Origin of the sequence: Pseudoduganella sp. OTU4001 (assembly GCF_038440195.1) — a bacterium.
Lineage (GTDB): Bacteria > Pseudomonadota > Gammaproteobacteria > Burkholderiales > Burkholderiaceae_D > Rugamonas.
In genome coordinates, this window is the sequence record NZ_JASATG010000008.1 from 68,831 (window position 1) to 85,454 (window position 16,624).

The window sequence follows — 16,624 nt, forward strand, 5'->3', positions numbered from 1 at the left end:
TTATTAGAATCGGTAATCCAGACGGATGTCGAAAGTCCTTGGTTCGCTCGGCACCGACATGCCGAAGCTGTCGATGGTGATCGGTTGCACCTTGTTTTCCAGATTCTTCACGCGCGCCATCAGGCTCCAGTGCGCGCCGTCCGGACGGTAGGCCAGGGTGAAGTCGCTGGTGGTGCGGGCCGGGATCCGGTATTGCAGCAGCTGGCTGGAAACGCTGATGTTATAGGCCGCGCTGCGGCGCGCATTGATGCCGGCCAAGACTGCTGCACCTTGCAGGCGGAAGCTGTGCTCCCAGCCCAGGTTGAGCACCGAGCGCGGCGCGCGGTCCAGCGGTTCGCCGGCCCACGAGGTCACGCCGTTCGGCTTGTAGGACACGTAATGCGCGTCGAGCAGGGTCAGGCCGTAGGTGAAGCTGTCGCTGGCGCCCGCGCGCAGCTGGCCGTCGAGCTCCAGGCCCTTGACGCTGGCCACGCCCGCGTTCTGGGTGACGAAGCGCGGCGCGCCGGCCACGATGGCGACGCCGGACAGCTGCAGGTTGGTGTAATCGTAATTGAATACTGCCAGGTTCATGCTGGCGCGCCTGTTCCAGAAGCGCGCCTTCAGGCCCGCCTCCCAGGATTTGAGCGTCTCCGGCTGGTAGAACAGGGTGCCGGCCGGCACGGCGACAGCCGCCGGGCAAGGGATGCCGAGGGCGCTGGAACCGGCCAGGCAGCCGTCGTTGAAGCCGCCCGACTTGTAGCCGGTGGCGATGCTGGCGTAGGCCATGGCGGCCGGCGCGATATCGACTTCCGCGCCCAGCTTCCAGGTGGTCTTGTGGCCGTCCAGCGCAGCGTTGTTCAGCAGCTTGAAGTCGGTGGCCGGGTTGAACACCGGCGCCTGCTGGAAGTTGGTGGAGCCGACGCGCGACTTGGCGTCGTCCGTGTAGCGCACACCGGCGGTGGCGCGCAGGGCCGGCGTCACGCTATATGTGAGCTGGCCGAACGCGGCCTTGCTGCGCGCGATGGTCGGGCCGTGCGGGAAGACATAGTACGGCGGCTGCTTCAGCACCTGCAGGTCGCGGAAGATGTACAGCTGGTGCGACTCTTCTCGGAAGTAATACAGGCCGCCCTGCGCCTTGAGCGGGCCGGCGCCGTTGCTGGACAGGCGCAGTTCGTGCGAACCCTGGCGCTGGTCGCCGGCAAAGTCCTCGTGCACGCCGATCGCCAGCGTCGGGATGGCGCGGTAATAGAAATTGGCCAGGAAATTGTGCTCGCTCTTGCGGTGCGAGCCCAGGTAGTTCAGCGTGGCCGGGCCCAGGTTCCAGGCCAGCTCGGCGCCGAAGCTGTCGACTTCCTTGCGGCTGTAGCCCTGTTCCAGGCGCGTGTTGAACGGCTTGAAGCTGTTGGTCAGGCGCTGCGCGGTGCTGGCGTCGAACCACACCGGCTTGCCGGTCGCCACGCCCTGGAAGAAATTGGTATCCGGGACGATATTGTCGATGTTGCCGTCCATGCGCGAGTGCTGGTAGCGCAGCAGCAGCGAGGCCGAGGCGCCCAGCGCGGCCCGGGCCGACAGGCGCGCGCTGCGGTCGTCGCGGTCCTGGCCCAGCGTGAAGCCGGTGCCCTGGCCGTTGCGCAGGTAGCTGTCGTGACGGTTGACGGCGACGGCGGCGCGCAGCGCCAGCCAGTCGTTGACCGGCACATTCAGCATGCCGGTCGCCACGCGCGACGCGTAGTTGCCCAGCGCCAGGCTGGCGCCGCCTTCCAGGCGCGGGCCCGGCGCGTTGCTGATCACGTTGACCACGCCGGCCGTGGTATTGCGGCCGTACAGCGTGCCTTGCGGGCCGCGCAGCACTTCAATGCGGTCGACGTCGAGGAAAGACAGGGTTTGCGCCTGCGGGCGGGCGATGTAGATCCCGTCCAGCATGAAGGCAGCCGACGGGTCGCCTTTTTCGGTGGCGTCGGAATTGGAAACGCCGCGGATGGTGATGCGCAGGCCGTCGGCCGCGCCGTCCAGGTGCACGTTCGGCAGGCGCTTGCCCAGGCCGGCGGCGTTGTCGATGCCCAGCTTGTCCAGCTGGGTGGCGGTCAGCACCGACATCGCGACCGGTGTCTGCGATTCGGGCGTGGCGATACGCTGCGCGGTCACCAGGACTTCCGGCAGCTGGTTTTCAGTCTGGTTTTGCGCTACAGCGTGGGCGCAAAAAGTGCTGGCGATGGCGGCTGCCAGCAGGCGTGGATGCAAGTGCATGATTGTGATTCTTTTGGCAATATTGCTTGCAGTGGCTTGCAAAGATCAAGAGTCTAACAGTTCGTGTAGTTTGGAAATAGGGCGATGTAGGCTTTCCCCGACACCCAAACCACGCGATCACCGATAGCGAAGCGGGCGCGGGAGGGCAATACTGGCGGCAAGCCATACAAAGAAGGAGCGAATCATGCTTATACGCAACATTACAATCGCCTGCACCCTGGCTTGCAGTGTGCTGGGCGCGGCGATGGCGGCCGGCGAGCCGCAGTTTGTTACCGGCGGCGTGGGCATGGAGGAGCGTGGCCAGATGCTGGCCAGCAAACCCGATTACAACCTGCGCATGACGTTTGCCACCCGCGGCAGCGGTGAGTACCGCTCCGACGTGCAGGTGGAAATCAGCGACAGCAAGGGCAATGTCAGCGTGAACGCGCGCGAGGCCGGGCCGTTGATGTTCGTCAACCTGGAACCCGGCCGCTACCGCGTGACGGCGACGGCCGCCGACGGCCAGGTCCAGCGCCGCGAAGTGCAGATGCAGGCGGGGCGCAGCAAGGACCTGTATTTCTACTGGTCCGAACCGGCCACTATCGTGCAGTAGACATCAGTTTGTTGAGCGAACCATAGTCGAAGGTTAGCTCATCGTCGATGGCGCCGGTGGCGTGGAACCGTTCCATATAGGCGCGCAGCCGGCCCATCATCACCTCCGCCGGGGCTGAACCGGCGCTCAGGCGGCGCACGCCCAGCTGCTCCAGCCGGGCCGGGGATGCCAGCTTGGGGCGTGCCAGTACGTTCAGCGGCATGCTCGTGCCCTGGACCAGCGCTGCCATTTCCGCCTCATCGGTCACGCCCGGCGCAAACAGCCCGCTGGCGCCCGCTTCCTGGTAGAGGGCGGCGCGGCGCAGCGTTTCCGCCACACGCTGGCCCGGTTCGGCCAGGTTTTTCAGGTAGACATCGCAGCGGGCGTTGATATAGAGCTGCACGCCGGCAGCATCGGCCGCCGCGCGCGCGGCGGCGATCTTGCGCGCCAACAGTTCCGGTGGCGCATTGCCGTCTTCGATATTGATGCCGACCACACCGGCTTGCACCAGCTGGCCGACAAACCGGCCGACCCGCTCCGGATCGGCGGCATAGCCATCTTCAATGTCCACGGTCAGCGGCAGGCCGCTGGCGCGCACGATGTCGCGCACGGTTTCCAGCAGCAGGGCGGTGGGGAGCTGCGAACCGTCGCCATAGCCATGGCCCCAGGCCACGGCGGCGCTGCTGGTGGCGAGCGCTTTGGCGCCGGCCAGGGCGGCGATACGGGCGGTGCCGCCATCCCAGCAATTGGCCAGCATCAACAGTCCGGAGGTGTGCAGTTCCTGAAAGAGAATGTCATTGCGCATGGTAGTCCTTTCAAAATTGGACTTGAATATTGTCACACTTTGGCGGTGGCTGCTGGCGGCCTACAATGAATCGGCTAACGTCAACTGTCATGGGGTGGCATCATGGAGCGAGTGTGGCTGCAGCATTATCCGCCGGGCGTGCCGGCCAGGGTCGATAACACGGTGTTCCCCAACCTGGTTGACTTTCTGGAGGATAGCTTCTCCCGCTTCCGTGACCGCGAAGCCTACGTCTGCATGGACCAGGCGGTGAGCTATGGCGAAGTTGATCAGGCCTCGGCCGCTTTAGGCGCCTGGCTGCAGGCGCATGGCATCAAACCGGGCGACCGGGTGGCGGTCATGCTGCCGAATGTGCTGCAGTATCCGGTGGCGGTGGCCGCCATCCTGCGGATCGGCGGTGTGGTGGTAAACGTCAATCCCTTGTATTCGGCGCGCGAGCTGCAATTCCAGCTGCAGGATTCGGGCGCCCGCGCCATCATCATCCTGGAGAACTTTTCGGCTACGCTGGAACGGGTGCTGCCGGAGGTGGGTATCGAGCACATTATTGTGGCCAGCATCGGCGATATGTTCGAATTCCCCAAGGACGCGCTGGTGAACTTCCTGCTGCGCCATGTGCGCAAGATGGTGCCGGCCTGGCGTCTGCCGGGGCATGTGCGCTATGACCACGCGGTGGCGCTGGGGCGGAATATGACCCTGTCTTCGCCGCCCATCCTGGGCTCGGATCTGGCCGTGCTGCAGTACACCGGCGGCACGACGGGCCGCAGCAAAGGCGCCATGCTTCAGCATTCGGCGCTGCTGGCGACCGTGTTGGCCATAGATGAATGGTGCAAGCCGGTGCAGGCCAAAATGAAATCGGTGGACCGCTACAACGTGGTCTGCGCGCTGCCGCTTTACCATATCTTCGCCTTCGTAACCGCTTTGGTATCGGTGCGCTTTGGCAGCTGCGCCATCCTGATCCCCAATCCGCGCGACATCGGCGCCACCATCAAGGCGCTGCGGCACCGCAAGCTGCACGTCTTCCCGGGTGTGAACACGCTGTTTAACGCCTTGCTCAACCATCCCGAGTTTGCCAGCCTGGATTTCAGCGAGCTGGGCGTCACGCTCTCCGGCGGCATGGCGGCGCAAGAGCCTGTCGCGCGGCGCTGGCTGGCGGCGACCGGATGCCCGATGGCGGAAGCCTATGGCTTGACGGAGATCGGCTGCGCGGCGACCAGCAACCGGTTCGACCTGCTTGAATTCACAGGAACGGTGGGCATACCCTTGCCGGGGATAGACGCCTGCATCCTGGACGATGCTGGCGGGGAGCTGCCAGCCGGCGCGGTCGGCGAAGTTGCCTTGCGCGGCGCGCAAATGATGGCGGGCTACTGGAACCGGCCGGACGAGACGGCGAAAATCATGGCGCCGGGCGGCTGGATGCGTACCGGCGATATCGGCTCCATAGATGCCAGCGGCTACTTGCGCATCCTGGATCGCAAGAAGGACATGATCATCGTCTCCGGCTTCAATGTGTTCCCCAGTGAGCTGGAGGAGGTGGTGGCGGCACACCCGGGCGTGCTGGAATGCGCGGCCATCGGCGTGCCGGACGAGCATAGCGGCGAGGCGGTGGCGCTGTATGTGGTGCGCAAGGATCCGGCGCTGGACGAGGCGGCATTGCGCGCCTTCTGCGCCGACCAGCTGACCGGTTACAAGCGCCCGCGCGAAATCAACTTCTGCGAGTCTCTGCCGAAATCGAATGTTGGCAAAATCCTACGGCGGGAGTTGCGTGAGGAAAGGGTACAATGCTGCCTTTCCAGCATTGAAGCCAAATAAATAGTGCAAAGCCGCCAACTCTACATCCGACTGCTGAAGGAATTCCTGCCTTATAAATGGGCAGCGCTGGTCACCCTGATCGGGGTGGGCGTGGCTTCGCTGACCGACGTGCTGCTGATTCGCCAGCTGCAAAACGTGGTGGATGCGGTGCAGCCGCGCGGCGCGGGCGGCGCGCCGGAACCGACCGGCATGCTGGCGGCGGTGCACGGCTGGCTTGATCGCTTCCTGCCGACCGATCCCGGCACGGCGGCGCTGTGGGCGATTCCGGCGCTGATCATGGCGCTGGCTTTGCTGCGCATGGTCAGTACCTTTACTGGCGATTATGGTTCGGCGTGGCTGACCCAGCGCGTGCAGGCCAATGTGCGTGAAAAGATGTTTGGCCGCGTACTGCGCCTGCCGAACCGCTACTTTGACCAGTCTTCCACCGGCACCACCTTGTCGCGCATTGCCTTCGATGCGACGCAGGTGACGCAGGCCGGCTTGAGCGTGTTCACCATCGCGGTGCGCGATACGGTGGCGGTGATTGGCTTCCTCAGTGCCTTGTTTGATATCGATTGGAAGCTGGCGCTGTTTTGCCTGGTCCTGCTGCCGCTGGTGGCATTGGTGGTGACCGTGGCGGCGCGCCGCATGCGCCTTTTGAGCTCCAGCGCCCAGCAGGCCATGGGTGAGCTGACCCGCGTGCTCGATGAGAGCATCGGCGGACAGCGCGTGGTGAAGATTTTCGGCGGCCAGGCCTATGAACAGAAGCGATTCGATGAGGTGGTGAAGCTGAATCGCCAGCTGGCGGTCAAGCATGCCTCTACCGCCGCCATGAACTCCGGCATGATCATGGTGATGGTCGGCGCCACGCTGTCGGCGGTGATTTATTTCGCTTTGCTGCGCGCGCAGGATGGCGCATTGACGCCGGGCGCTTTCGTGGCCTTCATCACTTGCCTGATGTCGATGCAGGGACCGATCAAGAATCTGACCAAGCTGAATGAGCCGCTGCAGCGTGGCTTGGCGGCTGCGGAGTCGGTGTTTGGGCTGATCGATGCGCCGATCGAGGAGGATACGGGGACCCGTTCACTGTCGCACGCCAAGGGCCATATCGTGCTGGACCAGGTGGGCTTCCGCTATAACGAGGACGATACCGAGACGGCGCCTGCGCTGCGTTCCGTGTCGCTGGATATTCCTGCTGGTGAAACCGTGGCGCTGGTTGGCGGCTCGGGCAGCGGCAAAACTACGCTGGCCAGCCTGCTGCCTCGCTTCTACGACGTGGGCAGCGGCCGGATCCTGCTGGATGGGGTTGACGTGCGTGAGTACCGGTTGCCGGATTTGCGTAGCCAGATTGCCTTGGTCAGCCAGGATGTGGTGCTGTTTAACGATACGCTGGCGGCCAATATTGCTTACGGCGATCCTGCTCCGGACTTGGCGCGGGTTGAGGCGGCTGCACGTGCTGCGTATGCGCACGAATTCATCATGCGCCAGCCGCAGGGCTACCAGACTGGCGTTGGCGAGAACGGCCTCCGCCTGTCCGGCGGCCAACGCCAGCGTCTGGCGATTGCGCGTGCTCTGTACAAGGATGCGCCTATCCTGATCCTCGACGAAGCGACCAGCGCGCTCGATACCGAGTCGGAACGCCAGGTCCAGGCGGCGCTTGAGAAGCTGATGGAGGGCCGCACCACGGTCGTCATCGCACATCGCCTTTCCACCATCGAGAACGCCGACCGCATCGTCGTCATGGCTGCCGGCGCCATTGCGGAGCAGGGCAGCCACGCTGCGCTCCTCGAAAAAGGCGGCATCTACGCGCGCCTCTACCAAACCCAGAAGCAGCTGGACCAGTAGGGGTATCCTTTCGAAAATCGGCAAAACTCTTAAGTGCTCTTAGACGCTCTTATTTTCTCTTGTTGACTCTTATTTGCTCTTAAATTTTCGGCTTTTTTGCGTAAGGTCAAGGCTGGTATCCAGTCAGAATCATTGGGATATCGCACCCAGAGCGTTCTCCACGCATTCCTGAACGACCCGCCTACGGCATTGACGAATTGTGCTGGTGAGACGGATCGGCCCTCATAGCGCAAGTCCCGGCCCTCCACATGGGCCAGGTAGCTTTTGCGTTTATAAACGTTGCGGAGCGTCGTGCCCGCTGGTAGGAAAACGTCTTTCCACTGATATCCATCAAGCGTGCTCGCTGCGCCTTCTGCCTTCTTGCTGACAAAGTCGGCCATCCACTCATTGATTATGTGATCCACCAACTCATACATCTCTCCATTGATGTGGTGCTCATACATGAAGTTCCCGAATGCTTGGTACGTCTCGAACGAAGCGGGCAAACTGAATAGAAAATGGGACATGACAACTCCTTTCGGTTCGGCATGCACTCTTTGACCAATTTAAGAGTGAATAGGTTCCGTTAAGAGTAAAAAAGTGCGTTTAAGAGCGAATAAGAGAAATCGCCATTTTTCGATATACACCCCTCACTGTCCGGCTTGGAGCAGATACGCAGCGATGTCCCGAGCATCGCGCTCGGACACGCTCAACTGAGGCATTGCGGTTCCGGGCTTCACTTCCTGCGGCGCCATGATCCAGCGCACCAGGTTAGCTTCACTGCGCGGCAGTTTGCCCGCGATGAAGCTCCGCTGCGCCAGACCATCAAGATTCGGGCCAACAAAGGTTTGTGGTCCGGTCACGCCCGGAATCATGTGACAGGACTGGCAAGCGTACTGCGTTAGCGCCACCCGGCCGCGCGCGCGGTCAGGCGCTTGTCCAGTCTCACGAGTGACAATGGCTTGCACCATGCCCGCGCTGGCAGCAGCCTGATACTCCTTTGGCGCCATGCCAGGCAGCACCCCAAGAAAGGCGACGATGTCCCAAATCTCCGCCTCTTGCAAGTGGAATCCCCAAGCCGGCATCCCACTCATTTTGATCCCATTCGCAATCACCCAGTACATCTCACGCGGCTTCCACCTCCGCCCCGTATCAACGAGCGGTCCCGGAACGGGCTGCATGCTCATCCCGATCACACCTTGTGAGACCCCAGGCCCGCCGTGACACTGCTCGCAGTGCCGCCGAAAGGCCACCGCACCACGCGCCACCGCCTGCGGGGAAGAGGGCGGCGCAACCACTCCACGCGCGTGAAAGCGCACCGACTGCTGCATCCCCCGCTCAAGCAGCGTATGCACAAACTGGAAATGCGGCCGCACCGCCGCAACGTCATACCAGCCCGCCTGCAGCACCAGGGCGCCCGCCAGCAACCCCGCCAGCAAAACAAGGCACAAGGTCGCACCAGCGATGGCAAGAAGGCGACGCACAATTGGGAAAAGGTTGATGATGTCTGCGATGAATTATAGGAGCCGCTAGCGGAAAGGCAGGGACGATTCGTGCGGGCAACCACCGTGCACCTTCAGCAAATTGCGCGCTGCGTGACAGTGGCCGGCGCGCTGTTGCTATGCGCCTGCCAACCCGAAAAGCCCGCGCCGCCCCGGCTCGATGGCGGCAATCCGCAGCAGGGCAAGCGTCTGCTGGCCCAATACCAGTGCGGCAGCTGCCACCGCATTCCCGACGTTGAATCCGCACGCGGCCTCGCCGGCCCTTCGCTCGAACGTTTTGCGCTACGCAGCTATGTGGCCGGCCGCTGGTCCAACCGCCACGATTGGCTGGTGCGCTGGATCACCTCGCCGCAATCAATGGACCCTGGCAGTTTCATGCCGAATATGGGCGTATCCGCAGACGATGCCCGTCATATGGCGGCTTACCTTTATACGCTGAAATGACACCCGCGCTGCAATCAGTCCTGTCGCCCGCCGGGCCGGATGCCGCGATGCTTGCGCGCCTCTCATGGTGGCTGTTCGCCGGTGGCGCCGTGATTTTTGTGCTGGTGACAGTGCTTGCACTCGCCAGCATAGTGCGCCGACGCCAGCGCCCCTCGTCACGCTGGCTGGTGCTGGGCGGAGGCCTCCTGTTGCCATTGCCGCTGCTGGCGGCGCTCATGGTGTGGTCCGGTTGGCAATCGGCGCAGTTGGCGCATCCGTTCTCCGGTGACGCCCGCATCCAGGTCAGCGTGACAGCGCATATGTGGTGGTGGGAGGTGCGCTATCGCGATACCCGCAGCGGGCGCGAAGCCGTGCTTGCCAACGAGTTGCGGCTACCAGTGGGGGAACGTGTTTACCTGGCGTTGACGACGCCTGATGTGCTGCACGCATTCTGGGTGCCGGCGCTGGCAGGGAAAGTGGATATGGTGCCGGGCCGCGTACACGGCCTGACCCTGCGCGCGGGGGCGCCCGGCCGCTACCGTGGCCAGTGCGCCGAGTACTGCGGCACCCAGCACGCCAGCATGGCTCTCAACGTCATCGCGCAGCCTGCCGCAGGCTTCGACGACTGGCTCGCTGGACAGGCCCGCCCGGCACCGCCGCCCCAGGTGGCCGGCGGGATGGCGCGCGGACCGGCGATATTTCTGGCCGCACGGTGCAATGCCTGCCACACCGTGCGCGGCATCGCGGAGGGTGGGCGCTCGGGGCCAGACTTGACCCACCTGGCCAGCCGCAGCCACATCGCAGCTGGTGCACTGCCATTCAGCCGAGCGGCGTTGCTGGGCTGGATCGCCAACCCCCAATCCGCCAAACCCGGCGCCCGCATGCCGCCCAGCAGCCTTGCGCCGGAAGACTTGCAGACCCTGGCGGCCTGGCTGGAGACGCTCGAATGAGCACCCCCAACCACCTGCCACGTCCATCCGGCGAGTACGAAGCATTGGAGCGTGCCTGGCGCAGGCCAACCGGTTGGCGCGCCCTGTCAGCCGTCAACAACACCCGCATCGGCCGCCTCTACCTCGCCACGGCATTTGGCTTCTTCCTGTTCGCGGGCTTGCTGGCACTGGCGATGCGCCTGCAACTGGCCGTCCCTGGAAACGACCTGCTGCAAGCAGGCACCTATAACCAGTTCTTCACCATGCACGGCACGGTAATGATGTTCCTGTTCGCGATCCCGATGGTGGAGGCAATTGCCGTCTTCCTCCTGCCCGGCATGCTGGGCGCGCGCGACCTGCCGTTCCCACGCCTGTCGGCCTACGCCTACTGGGCGTACGCATTCGGCGGCGCAGGCTTTATCGTCACGCTCGCATTCGGCCTGGCGCCGGATGGCGGCTGGTTCATGTACCCGCCATTAACCGGCAAGGAGTATTCGCCCGGACTGAATGCGGACTTCTGGCTGCTCGGCATCGGCTTTATCGAAATCTCCGCCATTGCCGGCGCAATCGAGCTGATTGTCGGCATCCTGTTCACGCGCGCGCCCGGCATGACGCTGGCCCGCATGCCGGTCTATGCCTGGTCCATGCTGGTGGTCGGCCTGATGGTGGTGTTCGCATTCCCGCCGCTGATCGCGGGCACCGCGCTGCTGGAGCTGGAGCGCGCCTACGACTGGCCCTTCTTCATCCCCGCGCGCGGCGGTGACCCGGTGCTGTGGCAGCACCTGTTCTGGTTCTTCGGCCACCCGGAGGTCTACATCATCTTCCTGCCGGCAGCCGGAATGGTGTCGGCCATGCTGCCGGCGCTGGTGCAAACGCCGCTTGTGGCGCGCCGCGCGGTGGTGCTGTCGCTGGCCGCGGTGGGCGCGCTCAGTTTCGCACTCTGGATGCACCATATGTTCACCGCCGGCCTTGGCCAGCTTGAATCCACGCTGGTATCCGCCGTCAGCATGGCGATCGCCATCCCCACTGCAGTCCAGGTATTCGCCTGGATCGCTACGCTGTGGCGCGGCCGCGTGCAATTGAACGCGCCAACGTTGTTTGTGTTCGGCTTCCTGCTGGTGTTCGTGCTGGGCGGCCTGACGGGCGTGATGGTCGCCTCGGTGCCGTTCGACACCCAGGCGCACGACAGCTACTTCATCGTCGCCCATCTGCATTACGTGCTGGTCGGCGGCCTGGTGTTCCCGATGTTCGCAGCGGCGTACTTCTGGATGCCTTTGTTTAACGGGCATCGTATGTCGGAAGCGTGGGCGCGCTGGATCTTCGGGCTGATTTTCGTCGGCACCAACCTGGCGTTCTTCCCCATGCATGCCACCGGCCTGCTTGGCATGCCGCGCCGGGTCTACACGTATGGCGAGGAAATGGGGTGGGCTGGACTCAATATGGCCAGCACCGCAGGCGCCTGCATCCTGGCCGCCGGCGTGGCGCTGTTCACGCTGGACATGGTCCGTACGCTGCGCCGCCCGCAGCGCGAGCACGGCAATCCCTGGCATTCCAGCTCGCTCGAATGGCTGCCGCAGGACGAATACGCCACGCGCAGCCAGCCGGATGTCCGCTCGGCCGAGCCGCTCTGGCGCCAGGCCGGGCTCGCGGAGCAGGTCGAGGCGGGTATGCATTGGCTGCCCGGCACCATCACCGGCAGGCGCGAGACGCTGGTGACGCACTGGCGCACGGCCCGTCCCGCGCACCTGCTGGTGCTGCCCGGCGACGGCTGGCTGCCGTTCCTGTGCGCACTCGGCACGGCGGGATACTTCCTGCTGTTGACCGTGCAGCAGGCGATTGCCGCCTGGCTGTGCGGCGCCGTCGCGGTGGCGACCCTGGTGGCGTGGCTGTGGGGACTGGACCGGCCGCCGCCCCAGCCGTTCGCGCAGGTGGCGGATGGCGTGGCGCTGCCAATCGGCGCGCGTGGCCGCGCCTCGCACTCATGGTGGGCGACGCTGGTGCTGGTGGTGGTGGATGGCGCCATCTTCGCCTCGCTGGCGTTCACGCTGCTCCACCTTGGCATGCGGCTGGAGATTTGCCCGCCACCGGGCGCGCGATTGCCGGAACCTCCATGGCCCTGGCTGGGCGCAGGTTTGCTGGCCGCCAGTTCAATTCTTGCGTGGCGGGGCGGGCGCCGGCCGTCGCAATGCTGGCCGCTGCTGGTGGCAGGCGTACTGCTGGCGGCGGCCTTCGCGGTGGATTGGGGCGCGCACATCGCAGCCGGGCTGGCGCCGCGCCGCGATGCATGGAGCGCCGCAGTGGCGGCTTTGCTGGCCTACCAGGGCCTGCACGCAGTGACAATGGCCGCAGCCGCGATCTACGTCGCGTCGCGCGGCAAGCTCAGGGCCGCCAGCCGCGCCACGCTCGATAACACCGTCATGCTATGGCATTGCGCCGTGGCGCAAGCGCTGGCCGGTCTGGCCCTGGTGCGCTGGCTTTAGAAGGAATAGACCAGCGTCAGCGAGGTCTGGGTATCGGTATTTTGCTTGTCGACCGGTACGCTGGAGTCGTTCTGCGCGCGGAACGCCGCCTTCATCTGCATCGAGCCGTTGATACGGGTACTGAGCGAAGTCTCGGAAGTCGAACGCATATTCCACGAACCACGTTCCACCGTCAGGTTCTGCGCGAAAGCGGCGTTGTCGTTGATCTTCCAGCGGAAAGCCGCACGGCCACGCACGATCATGCCGCGTTCCTGTTCGCCGTTGGCGCGGGTGCCGTCGAAGTAGCCCGGACCGAATTCCATATCCAGCGTCTTGTTGGCCGACTGGTACCAGCGGAAGCCGTGACCGACACCGACGCTGGCGCTCTTGGTATACGCGCCATACTTGTCTTCGGCCAGCGACGCCAGCATGTACAGCGTGGAATTTTCTTCCAGCAGCTTGTAGCCGGCCTTGGCGCCCAGCTGGTAGCGCTGCGCCGAACGGGTGCGGATATCCTCGCCGTTGATGCGGTTGCGGTCTTCCTTCAGGTAGCCGTTGCCGGTGTACTCATTGCTCCAGAGCGGAGTGTCCTGCAGCGCTTCGAACTTGCCGGTGACCGAGGTACCGGAGGTGTTGCCGCTGGTGGTAATTGCGCCGATTTCGGCGGAAATAATCCAGTTGCCTGGTTGTTCGATGTCTTCGGCCGCCAGGGCGTTGCTGGCTGCCAGGCCCGAGGCCAAAATTAAGGTAGTCAGATATTTCATAACTGAATTCTATCAGGGCTCGACAGAGTGTGCGCGTTTCAGGCAGCGCAGGACGAAGGTGGAGCGGCTGTGGCGGATGCCGGGCAGCTTATACAGTTTGCGGCGCAGGAATTCCTCGTAGCCCGCCGTGCCGGCCACCGCCACCTTGATCAAATAGTCGTATTCGCCGGTCAGGAGGTAGGCTTCCATCACTTCCGGCAGATCGGACAGCGCCTCGCCGAAGCGGTGCAGCATATCGTCGTCGTGGCGGTCCAGGGTGACCTCGATGATCACGATATCGGGCAGGCCGAGCGCCTGCTGGCTGAGGAGGGCGGTATAGCCCTCGATCACGCCGCGCTCCTCCATCGCCCGCACCCGGTTCCAGCAAGGCGTGGTCGATAAGCCAACTTTCTCGGCCAGCTTGGTATTGCTTAAACGGCCATCGCGCCGCAGTTCGCGCAGGATTTTCCGGTCGATTTCGTCGAGTTGTTCCATGATTTTTTGAAATGGAAGAAGAATCTTCTATTTTACATGGAATCCCAGGCAAACTTTGGATGCCTATTCCGGCGCGCCAGCCGGATAATCTCTCCATGAATACCGAACAAAGAACTTTCCGCCTGCGCCTCGAGCGCAACTCCGCAGTCGATGCCGCCGAAGCCGCCCTGGCGACCTTGCGGCGCGGCGGCGTGCAGTTGCGCGCCATGCGTATGGCGCCCGGCGTGCATGGCATGAACCTGGATCTGGATGTGGCAGCCGAGGGCGAGGATGCCCTCGTGCTGGCCCGTATGCGCCTGTGTAACCTGATCGGCGTGCTGAAGATTCGGGTTCAGGCCCCGATATAAGCGTATTTGAAGCTGAAGACGGCGGCGATGATCCACACGATCAGCTTCACTTCGCGGAAGCGGCCCGTCAGCAGCTTGAGCGCGGCATAGGTGATGAAGCCGAACGCGATACCGTGCGCGATTGAGAAAGTGAAGGGGATCAACAGGGCGGTAATCGCGGCCGGGATGCTCTCGGTGGTCTCGCCCCATTCGATGTCGCCCAGGTCGCGCAGCATCAGGCAGGCCACATACAGCAGCGCCGGGGCGGTGGCGTAGGCAGGCACCACGCCGGCCAGCGGCGCGATGAACAGCGCGGCCAGGAACAGCACTGCCACCACCAGTGCGGTCAGGCCGGTGCGGCCGCCGGCCTGCACGCCGGAGGCGCTTTCGAGATAGGCGGTGGTGCTGGAAGTGCCCAGCATGGAGCCGGCCACGATGGCGGTGCTGTCGGCTAGCAGGGCTTTGTTCAGGCGTTCCATCTTGCCGCTGACCAGCAGGCCCGCGCGGCCGGCCACGCCCATCAGGGTGCCGGTGGCGTCGAACAGTTCGACCAGGAAGAACACCAGCACCACGTTTAGCACGCCGACGCCCCACGCGGCGGTAACGTCCAGCTTCATGAGGGTGGCGTCAATCGAAGGCGGCGCCGAGAACACGCCGTGGAAGGTGTTCCCGCCGAAGAAGAAGCTGAGGATGGTGACGGCCATGATGCCGAGCAGGATGGCGCCCTTGATTTTCAGGCGGTCCAGCGTGACGATCAGCAGGAAGCCAACGATGGCCAGCAGCGCCGGCGGTTTGTGCAGGTCGCCCACGGCCACCATGGTGTTCGGGTTGGCGGTGACAATGCCGGCGCCTTTCAGCGCGATCAGGGCCAGGAACAGGCCCAGGCCGACGGTGATGGCGATCCGCAATGAGCGCGGAATGCCGTTGACGATGGCTTCCCGCAGGCCAAGCAAACTCACAATCAGGAACAGGCAGCCGGAGATAAAGACGGCGCCCAGCGCCACCTGCCACGCGATGCCCATGCCCAGCACCACGGCGTAGGCGAAGTAGGCGTTGAGGCCCATGCCGGGCGCCATCGCAATCGGGTAGTTGGCGTACAAGGCCATGATGGCGGTGCCCAGCGCGGCGGCCAGGCAGGTGGCGACGAATACGGCTTCCTTCGGCATGCCGGCGTCGCCCAGGATGGCGGGATTGACGAAGATGATGTAGGCCATGGTCAGGAAGGTGGTGATACCTGCCACGACTTCGGTTCGGACGTCGCTGCCCGCCTCTTTGATTTTGAAGAATTTGTCTACGATGGACACGAAAGCTCCCCGGGTGGTGTTACTGGGGAGGATACCATCAGGGCCGGCTTTATTCCTAGGCCAGGGCGAACAACTGCGCGTAGACCCGCGCCGCCATCAGGCCCAATGGCTGGTGGTGCAGCGCCGGGCCCATATGCCGGGCCAGCATTGTCAGCGCTTCGGCCTTGCTGCCGCAGGCGGCGATTTGCGCCTCCAGCAGGCCAAGGTCGTTGGTGATGGTTTCCCATGCGTGTTCGTCGGCCGGGAAGTGGTGGCGCAGGATGGCCCGCGCCGGCCGCTCCGGTTCGGCGGCGGGGACGCTGGACGGGGTCTCGGCCTGGTCGCCCGGCCGGGCAGGGCGGGCCAGGATGGCGGCGGTGGCGAGCGGCGCGGCTTCGTCCTGCGGCGCGCCATATTCGGGGGTGGCGGGCAGGGTTTGCAGGCCGATGCGGCCCAGGCAGTAGCCGGTTTCGATGCGCTGCAGGAAGGCGGCGTCATCAGGGCGGGCGGCCGCCATGGTGTGGACGGCATGCAGCACCGGCTCCGCTGACGGCGGCGGAGACGGCAGGATGATTCCGAGCTCGCCCAGCTCATGCAGCACGGACGGCTGCGCCGCCGGCTGGTCGGCCACCGCCAGCTGGTAGCCAATCAGCTCCGCCACATAGCGCTCGGCGGCACAGGACAGCGCCAGGCGGATCGCGCCTTGCAGGAAGCTGCCATCCTCCAGGTCCTGCCAGTTGCTGCAAGCCTGCACCGCCAGCGCCTGTCGCACTTGCGCCACATGGTTGGCGCCCGGCACGCCGCGGCCCAGGTAATCGAGGTACAGCGTGATCAGCGGCATGAAGGCCGGCTGGCGCCAGTGGTCCAGCGCGCAGTGCAGCCAGGCGCCTTCGGCCAGCAGGGCCGGCGCCTGCACGCACAGGAAGCGCCGTGCCTGCGCCAATGTCGCGAAGTGGCGGCGCGCGCCGCCGTCGGCGCGGCCGGCCAGGTACCGGCGGAATTCCTCGGCGCGGTTGCGCGTGCGCAGCTGGTGCCAGGCCGCCAGGCCTTCCAGACCGCCGCTCCAGGCAGGCGTCAGTACGGCGGCTTCGGCCAGGCGCCGCTGCAGGTAGGCGTTGGCAGCCGCGCGGTCCGGTGTTTCGCGCAGCAGCAGATAGAGTTGGCGCGACGGTCCGCCGGCGGCCGGGGCGGAGTTGCGGCTAAGGGGCAGTGTGGTCAGCATGGCAACCAGTATCGAGGCCGCTCCGCCTGTT

General features: G+C 64.6%; 16 protein-coding genes. 8 read left to right on the forward strand and 8 right to left on the reverse strand.

Translation table 11 applies throughout. The annotated features are described in order from the left end of the window. Nucleotides 1–3: 3 nt before the first annotated feature. Nucleotides 4–2,226: a TonB-dependent receptor gene (locus tag AAHE99_RS09750; RefSeq protein WP_342116833.1), complete on the reverse strand. Its 2,223-nt coding sequence runs from the start codon at nt 2,224–2,226 to the stop codon at nt 4–6. A gap of 184 nt (nt 2,227–2,410) precedes the next feature. Here AAHE99_RS09750 and AAHE99_RS09755 point away from each other — a divergent pair, with 184 nt between their 5' ends. Next, nucleotides 2,411–2,818 (forward strand): carboxypeptidase regulatory-like domain-containing protein, encoded by a 408-nt coding sequence (locus AAHE99_RS09755; protein ID WP_342116835.1) that lies wholly within the window; start codon nt 2,411–2,413, stop codon nt 2,816–2,818. Here AAHE99_RS09755 and AAHE99_RS09760 read toward each other — a convergent pair. Further along, nucleotides 2,805–3,602 (reverse strand): isocitrate lyase/PEP mutase family protein, encoded by a 798-nt coding sequence (locus AAHE99_RS09760; protein WP_342116836.1) that lies wholly within the window; start codon nt 3,600–3,602, stop codon nt 2,805–2,807. The two genes, AAHE99_RS09755 and AAHE99_RS09760, sit on opposite strands and share 14 nt — an antisense overlap. Nucleotides 3,603–3,704: 102 nt before the next feature. Here AAHE99_RS09760 and AAHE99_RS09765 point away from each other — a divergent pair, with 102 nt between their 5' ends. Both AAHE99_RS09765 and msbA read left to right on the forward strand, forming a co-directional pair. Further along, nucleotides 3,705–5,408 (forward strand): AMP-binding protein, encoded by a 1,704-nt coding sequence (locus tag AAHE99_RS09765; RefSeq protein ID WP_342116838.1) that lies wholly within the window; start codon nt 3,705–3,707, stop codon nt 5,406–5,408. A gap of 3 nt (nt 5,409–5,411) precedes the next feature. Beyond that, a complete protein-coding gene (gene msbA / locus AAHE99_RS09770; protein ID WP_342116839.1) occupies nt 5,412–7,232 on the forward strand; it encodes a lipid A export permease/ATP-binding protein MsbA in 1,821 nt (606 codons plus the stop codon). A gap of 29 nt (nt 7,233–7,261) precedes the next feature. Here the strand turns inward: msbA and AAHE99_RS09775 are convergent, their stop codons facing one another. Both AAHE99_RS09775 and AAHE99_RS09780 read right to left on the reverse strand, forming a co-directional pair. After that, nucleotides 7,262–7,738: a hypothetical protein gene (locus tag AAHE99_RS09775; protein ID WP_342116841.1), complete on the reverse strand. Its 477-nt coding sequence runs from the start codon at nt 7,736–7,738 to the stop codon at nt 7,262–7,264. Between the two features lie 123 nt (nt 7,739–7,861). Further along, nucleotides 7,862–8,542 (reverse strand): c-type cytochrome, encoded by a 681-nt coding sequence (locus AAHE99_RS09780; protein WP_342116985.1) that lies wholly within the window; start codon nt 8,540–8,542, stop codon nt 7,862–7,864. Here AAHE99_RS09780 and AAHE99_RS09785 point away from each other — a divergent pair. From AAHE99_RS09785 to AAHE99_RS09800, 4 genes are all read left to right on the forward strand, one after another. Then, a complete protein-coding gene (locus tag AAHE99_RS09785) occupies nt 8,432–8,734 on the forward strand; it encodes a hypothetical protein (RefSeq protein WP_342116987.1) in 303 nt (100 codons plus the stop codon). The genes AAHE99_RS09780 and AAHE99_RS09785 overlap by 111 nt on opposite strands. A gap of 45 nt (nt 8,735–8,779) precedes the next feature. Next, the gene (locus AAHE99_RS09790) at nt 8,780–9,157 is read left to right on the forward strand and encodes a c-type cytochrome (protein ID WP_342116843.1); all 378 of its coding nucleotides are present in this window, start codon (nt 8,780–8,782) and stop codon (nt 9,155–9,157) included. Nucleotides 9,158–9,345: 188 nt separating this feature from the next. Beyond that, nucleotides 9,346–10,086, forward strand: coding sequence for a c-type cytochrome (locus AAHE99_RS09795; protein WP_342116844.1), 741 nt, complete (start codon nt 9,346–9,348; stop codon nt 10,084–10,086). Further along, on the forward strand, nt 10,083–12,545 hold the full coding sequence (locus AAHE99_RS09800; protein WP_342116846.1) for a cbb3-type cytochrome c oxidase subunit I: 2,463 nt from the start codon (nt 10,083–10,085) through the stop codon (nt 12,543–12,545). The genes AAHE99_RS09795 and AAHE99_RS09800 overlap by 4 nt, the downstream gene beginning before the upstream one ends. On the opposite strand, the gene AAHE99_RS09805 is transcribed toward AAHE99_RS09800, so the two are convergent. Together AAHE99_RS09805 and AAHE99_RS09810 are read right to left on the reverse strand one after the other, a co-directional pair. Next, nucleotides 12,542–13,288, reverse strand: coding sequence for a DUF481 domain-containing protein (locus AAHE99_RS09805; protein ID WP_342116847.1), 747 nt, complete (start codon nt 13,286–13,288; stop codon nt 12,542–12,544). The two genes, AAHE99_RS09800 and AAHE99_RS09805, sit on opposite strands and share 4 nt — an antisense overlap. A 12-nt stretch (nt 13,289–13,300) precedes the next feature. Beyond that, complete coding sequence (locus tag AAHE99_RS09810) at nt 13,301–13,762, reverse strand: Lrp/AsnC family transcriptional regulator (protein WP_342116848.1); 462 nt, start codon at nt 13,760–13,762, stop codon at nt 13,301–13,303. Between the two features lie 95 nt (nt 13,763–13,857). On the opposite strand from AAHE99_RS09810, the gene AAHE99_RS09815 reads away from it, so the two are divergent. Then, nucleotides 13,858–14,109, forward strand: a complete 252-nt coding sequence (locus AAHE99_RS09815; RefSeq protein WP_342116849.1) for a hypothetical protein — start codon at nt 13,858–13,860, stop codon at nt 14,107–14,109. Here the strand turns inward: AAHE99_RS09815 and AAHE99_RS09820 are convergent. Then, nucleotides 14,094–15,392: an NCS2 family permease gene (locus tag AAHE99_RS09820; protein WP_342116850.1), complete on the reverse strand. Its 1,299-nt coding sequence runs from the start codon at nt 15,390–15,392 to the stop codon at nt 14,094–14,096. The genes AAHE99_RS09815 and AAHE99_RS09820 overlap by 16 nt on opposite strands. A gap of 55 nt (nt 15,393–15,447) precedes the next feature. Continuing rightward, nucleotides 15,448–16,593: a hypothetical protein gene (locus AAHE99_RS09825; RefSeq protein WP_342116852.1), complete on the reverse strand. Its 1,146-nt coding sequence runs from the start codon at nt 16,591–16,593 to the stop codon at nt 15,448–15,450. Nucleotides 16,594–16,624 lie beyond the last annotated feature (31 nt).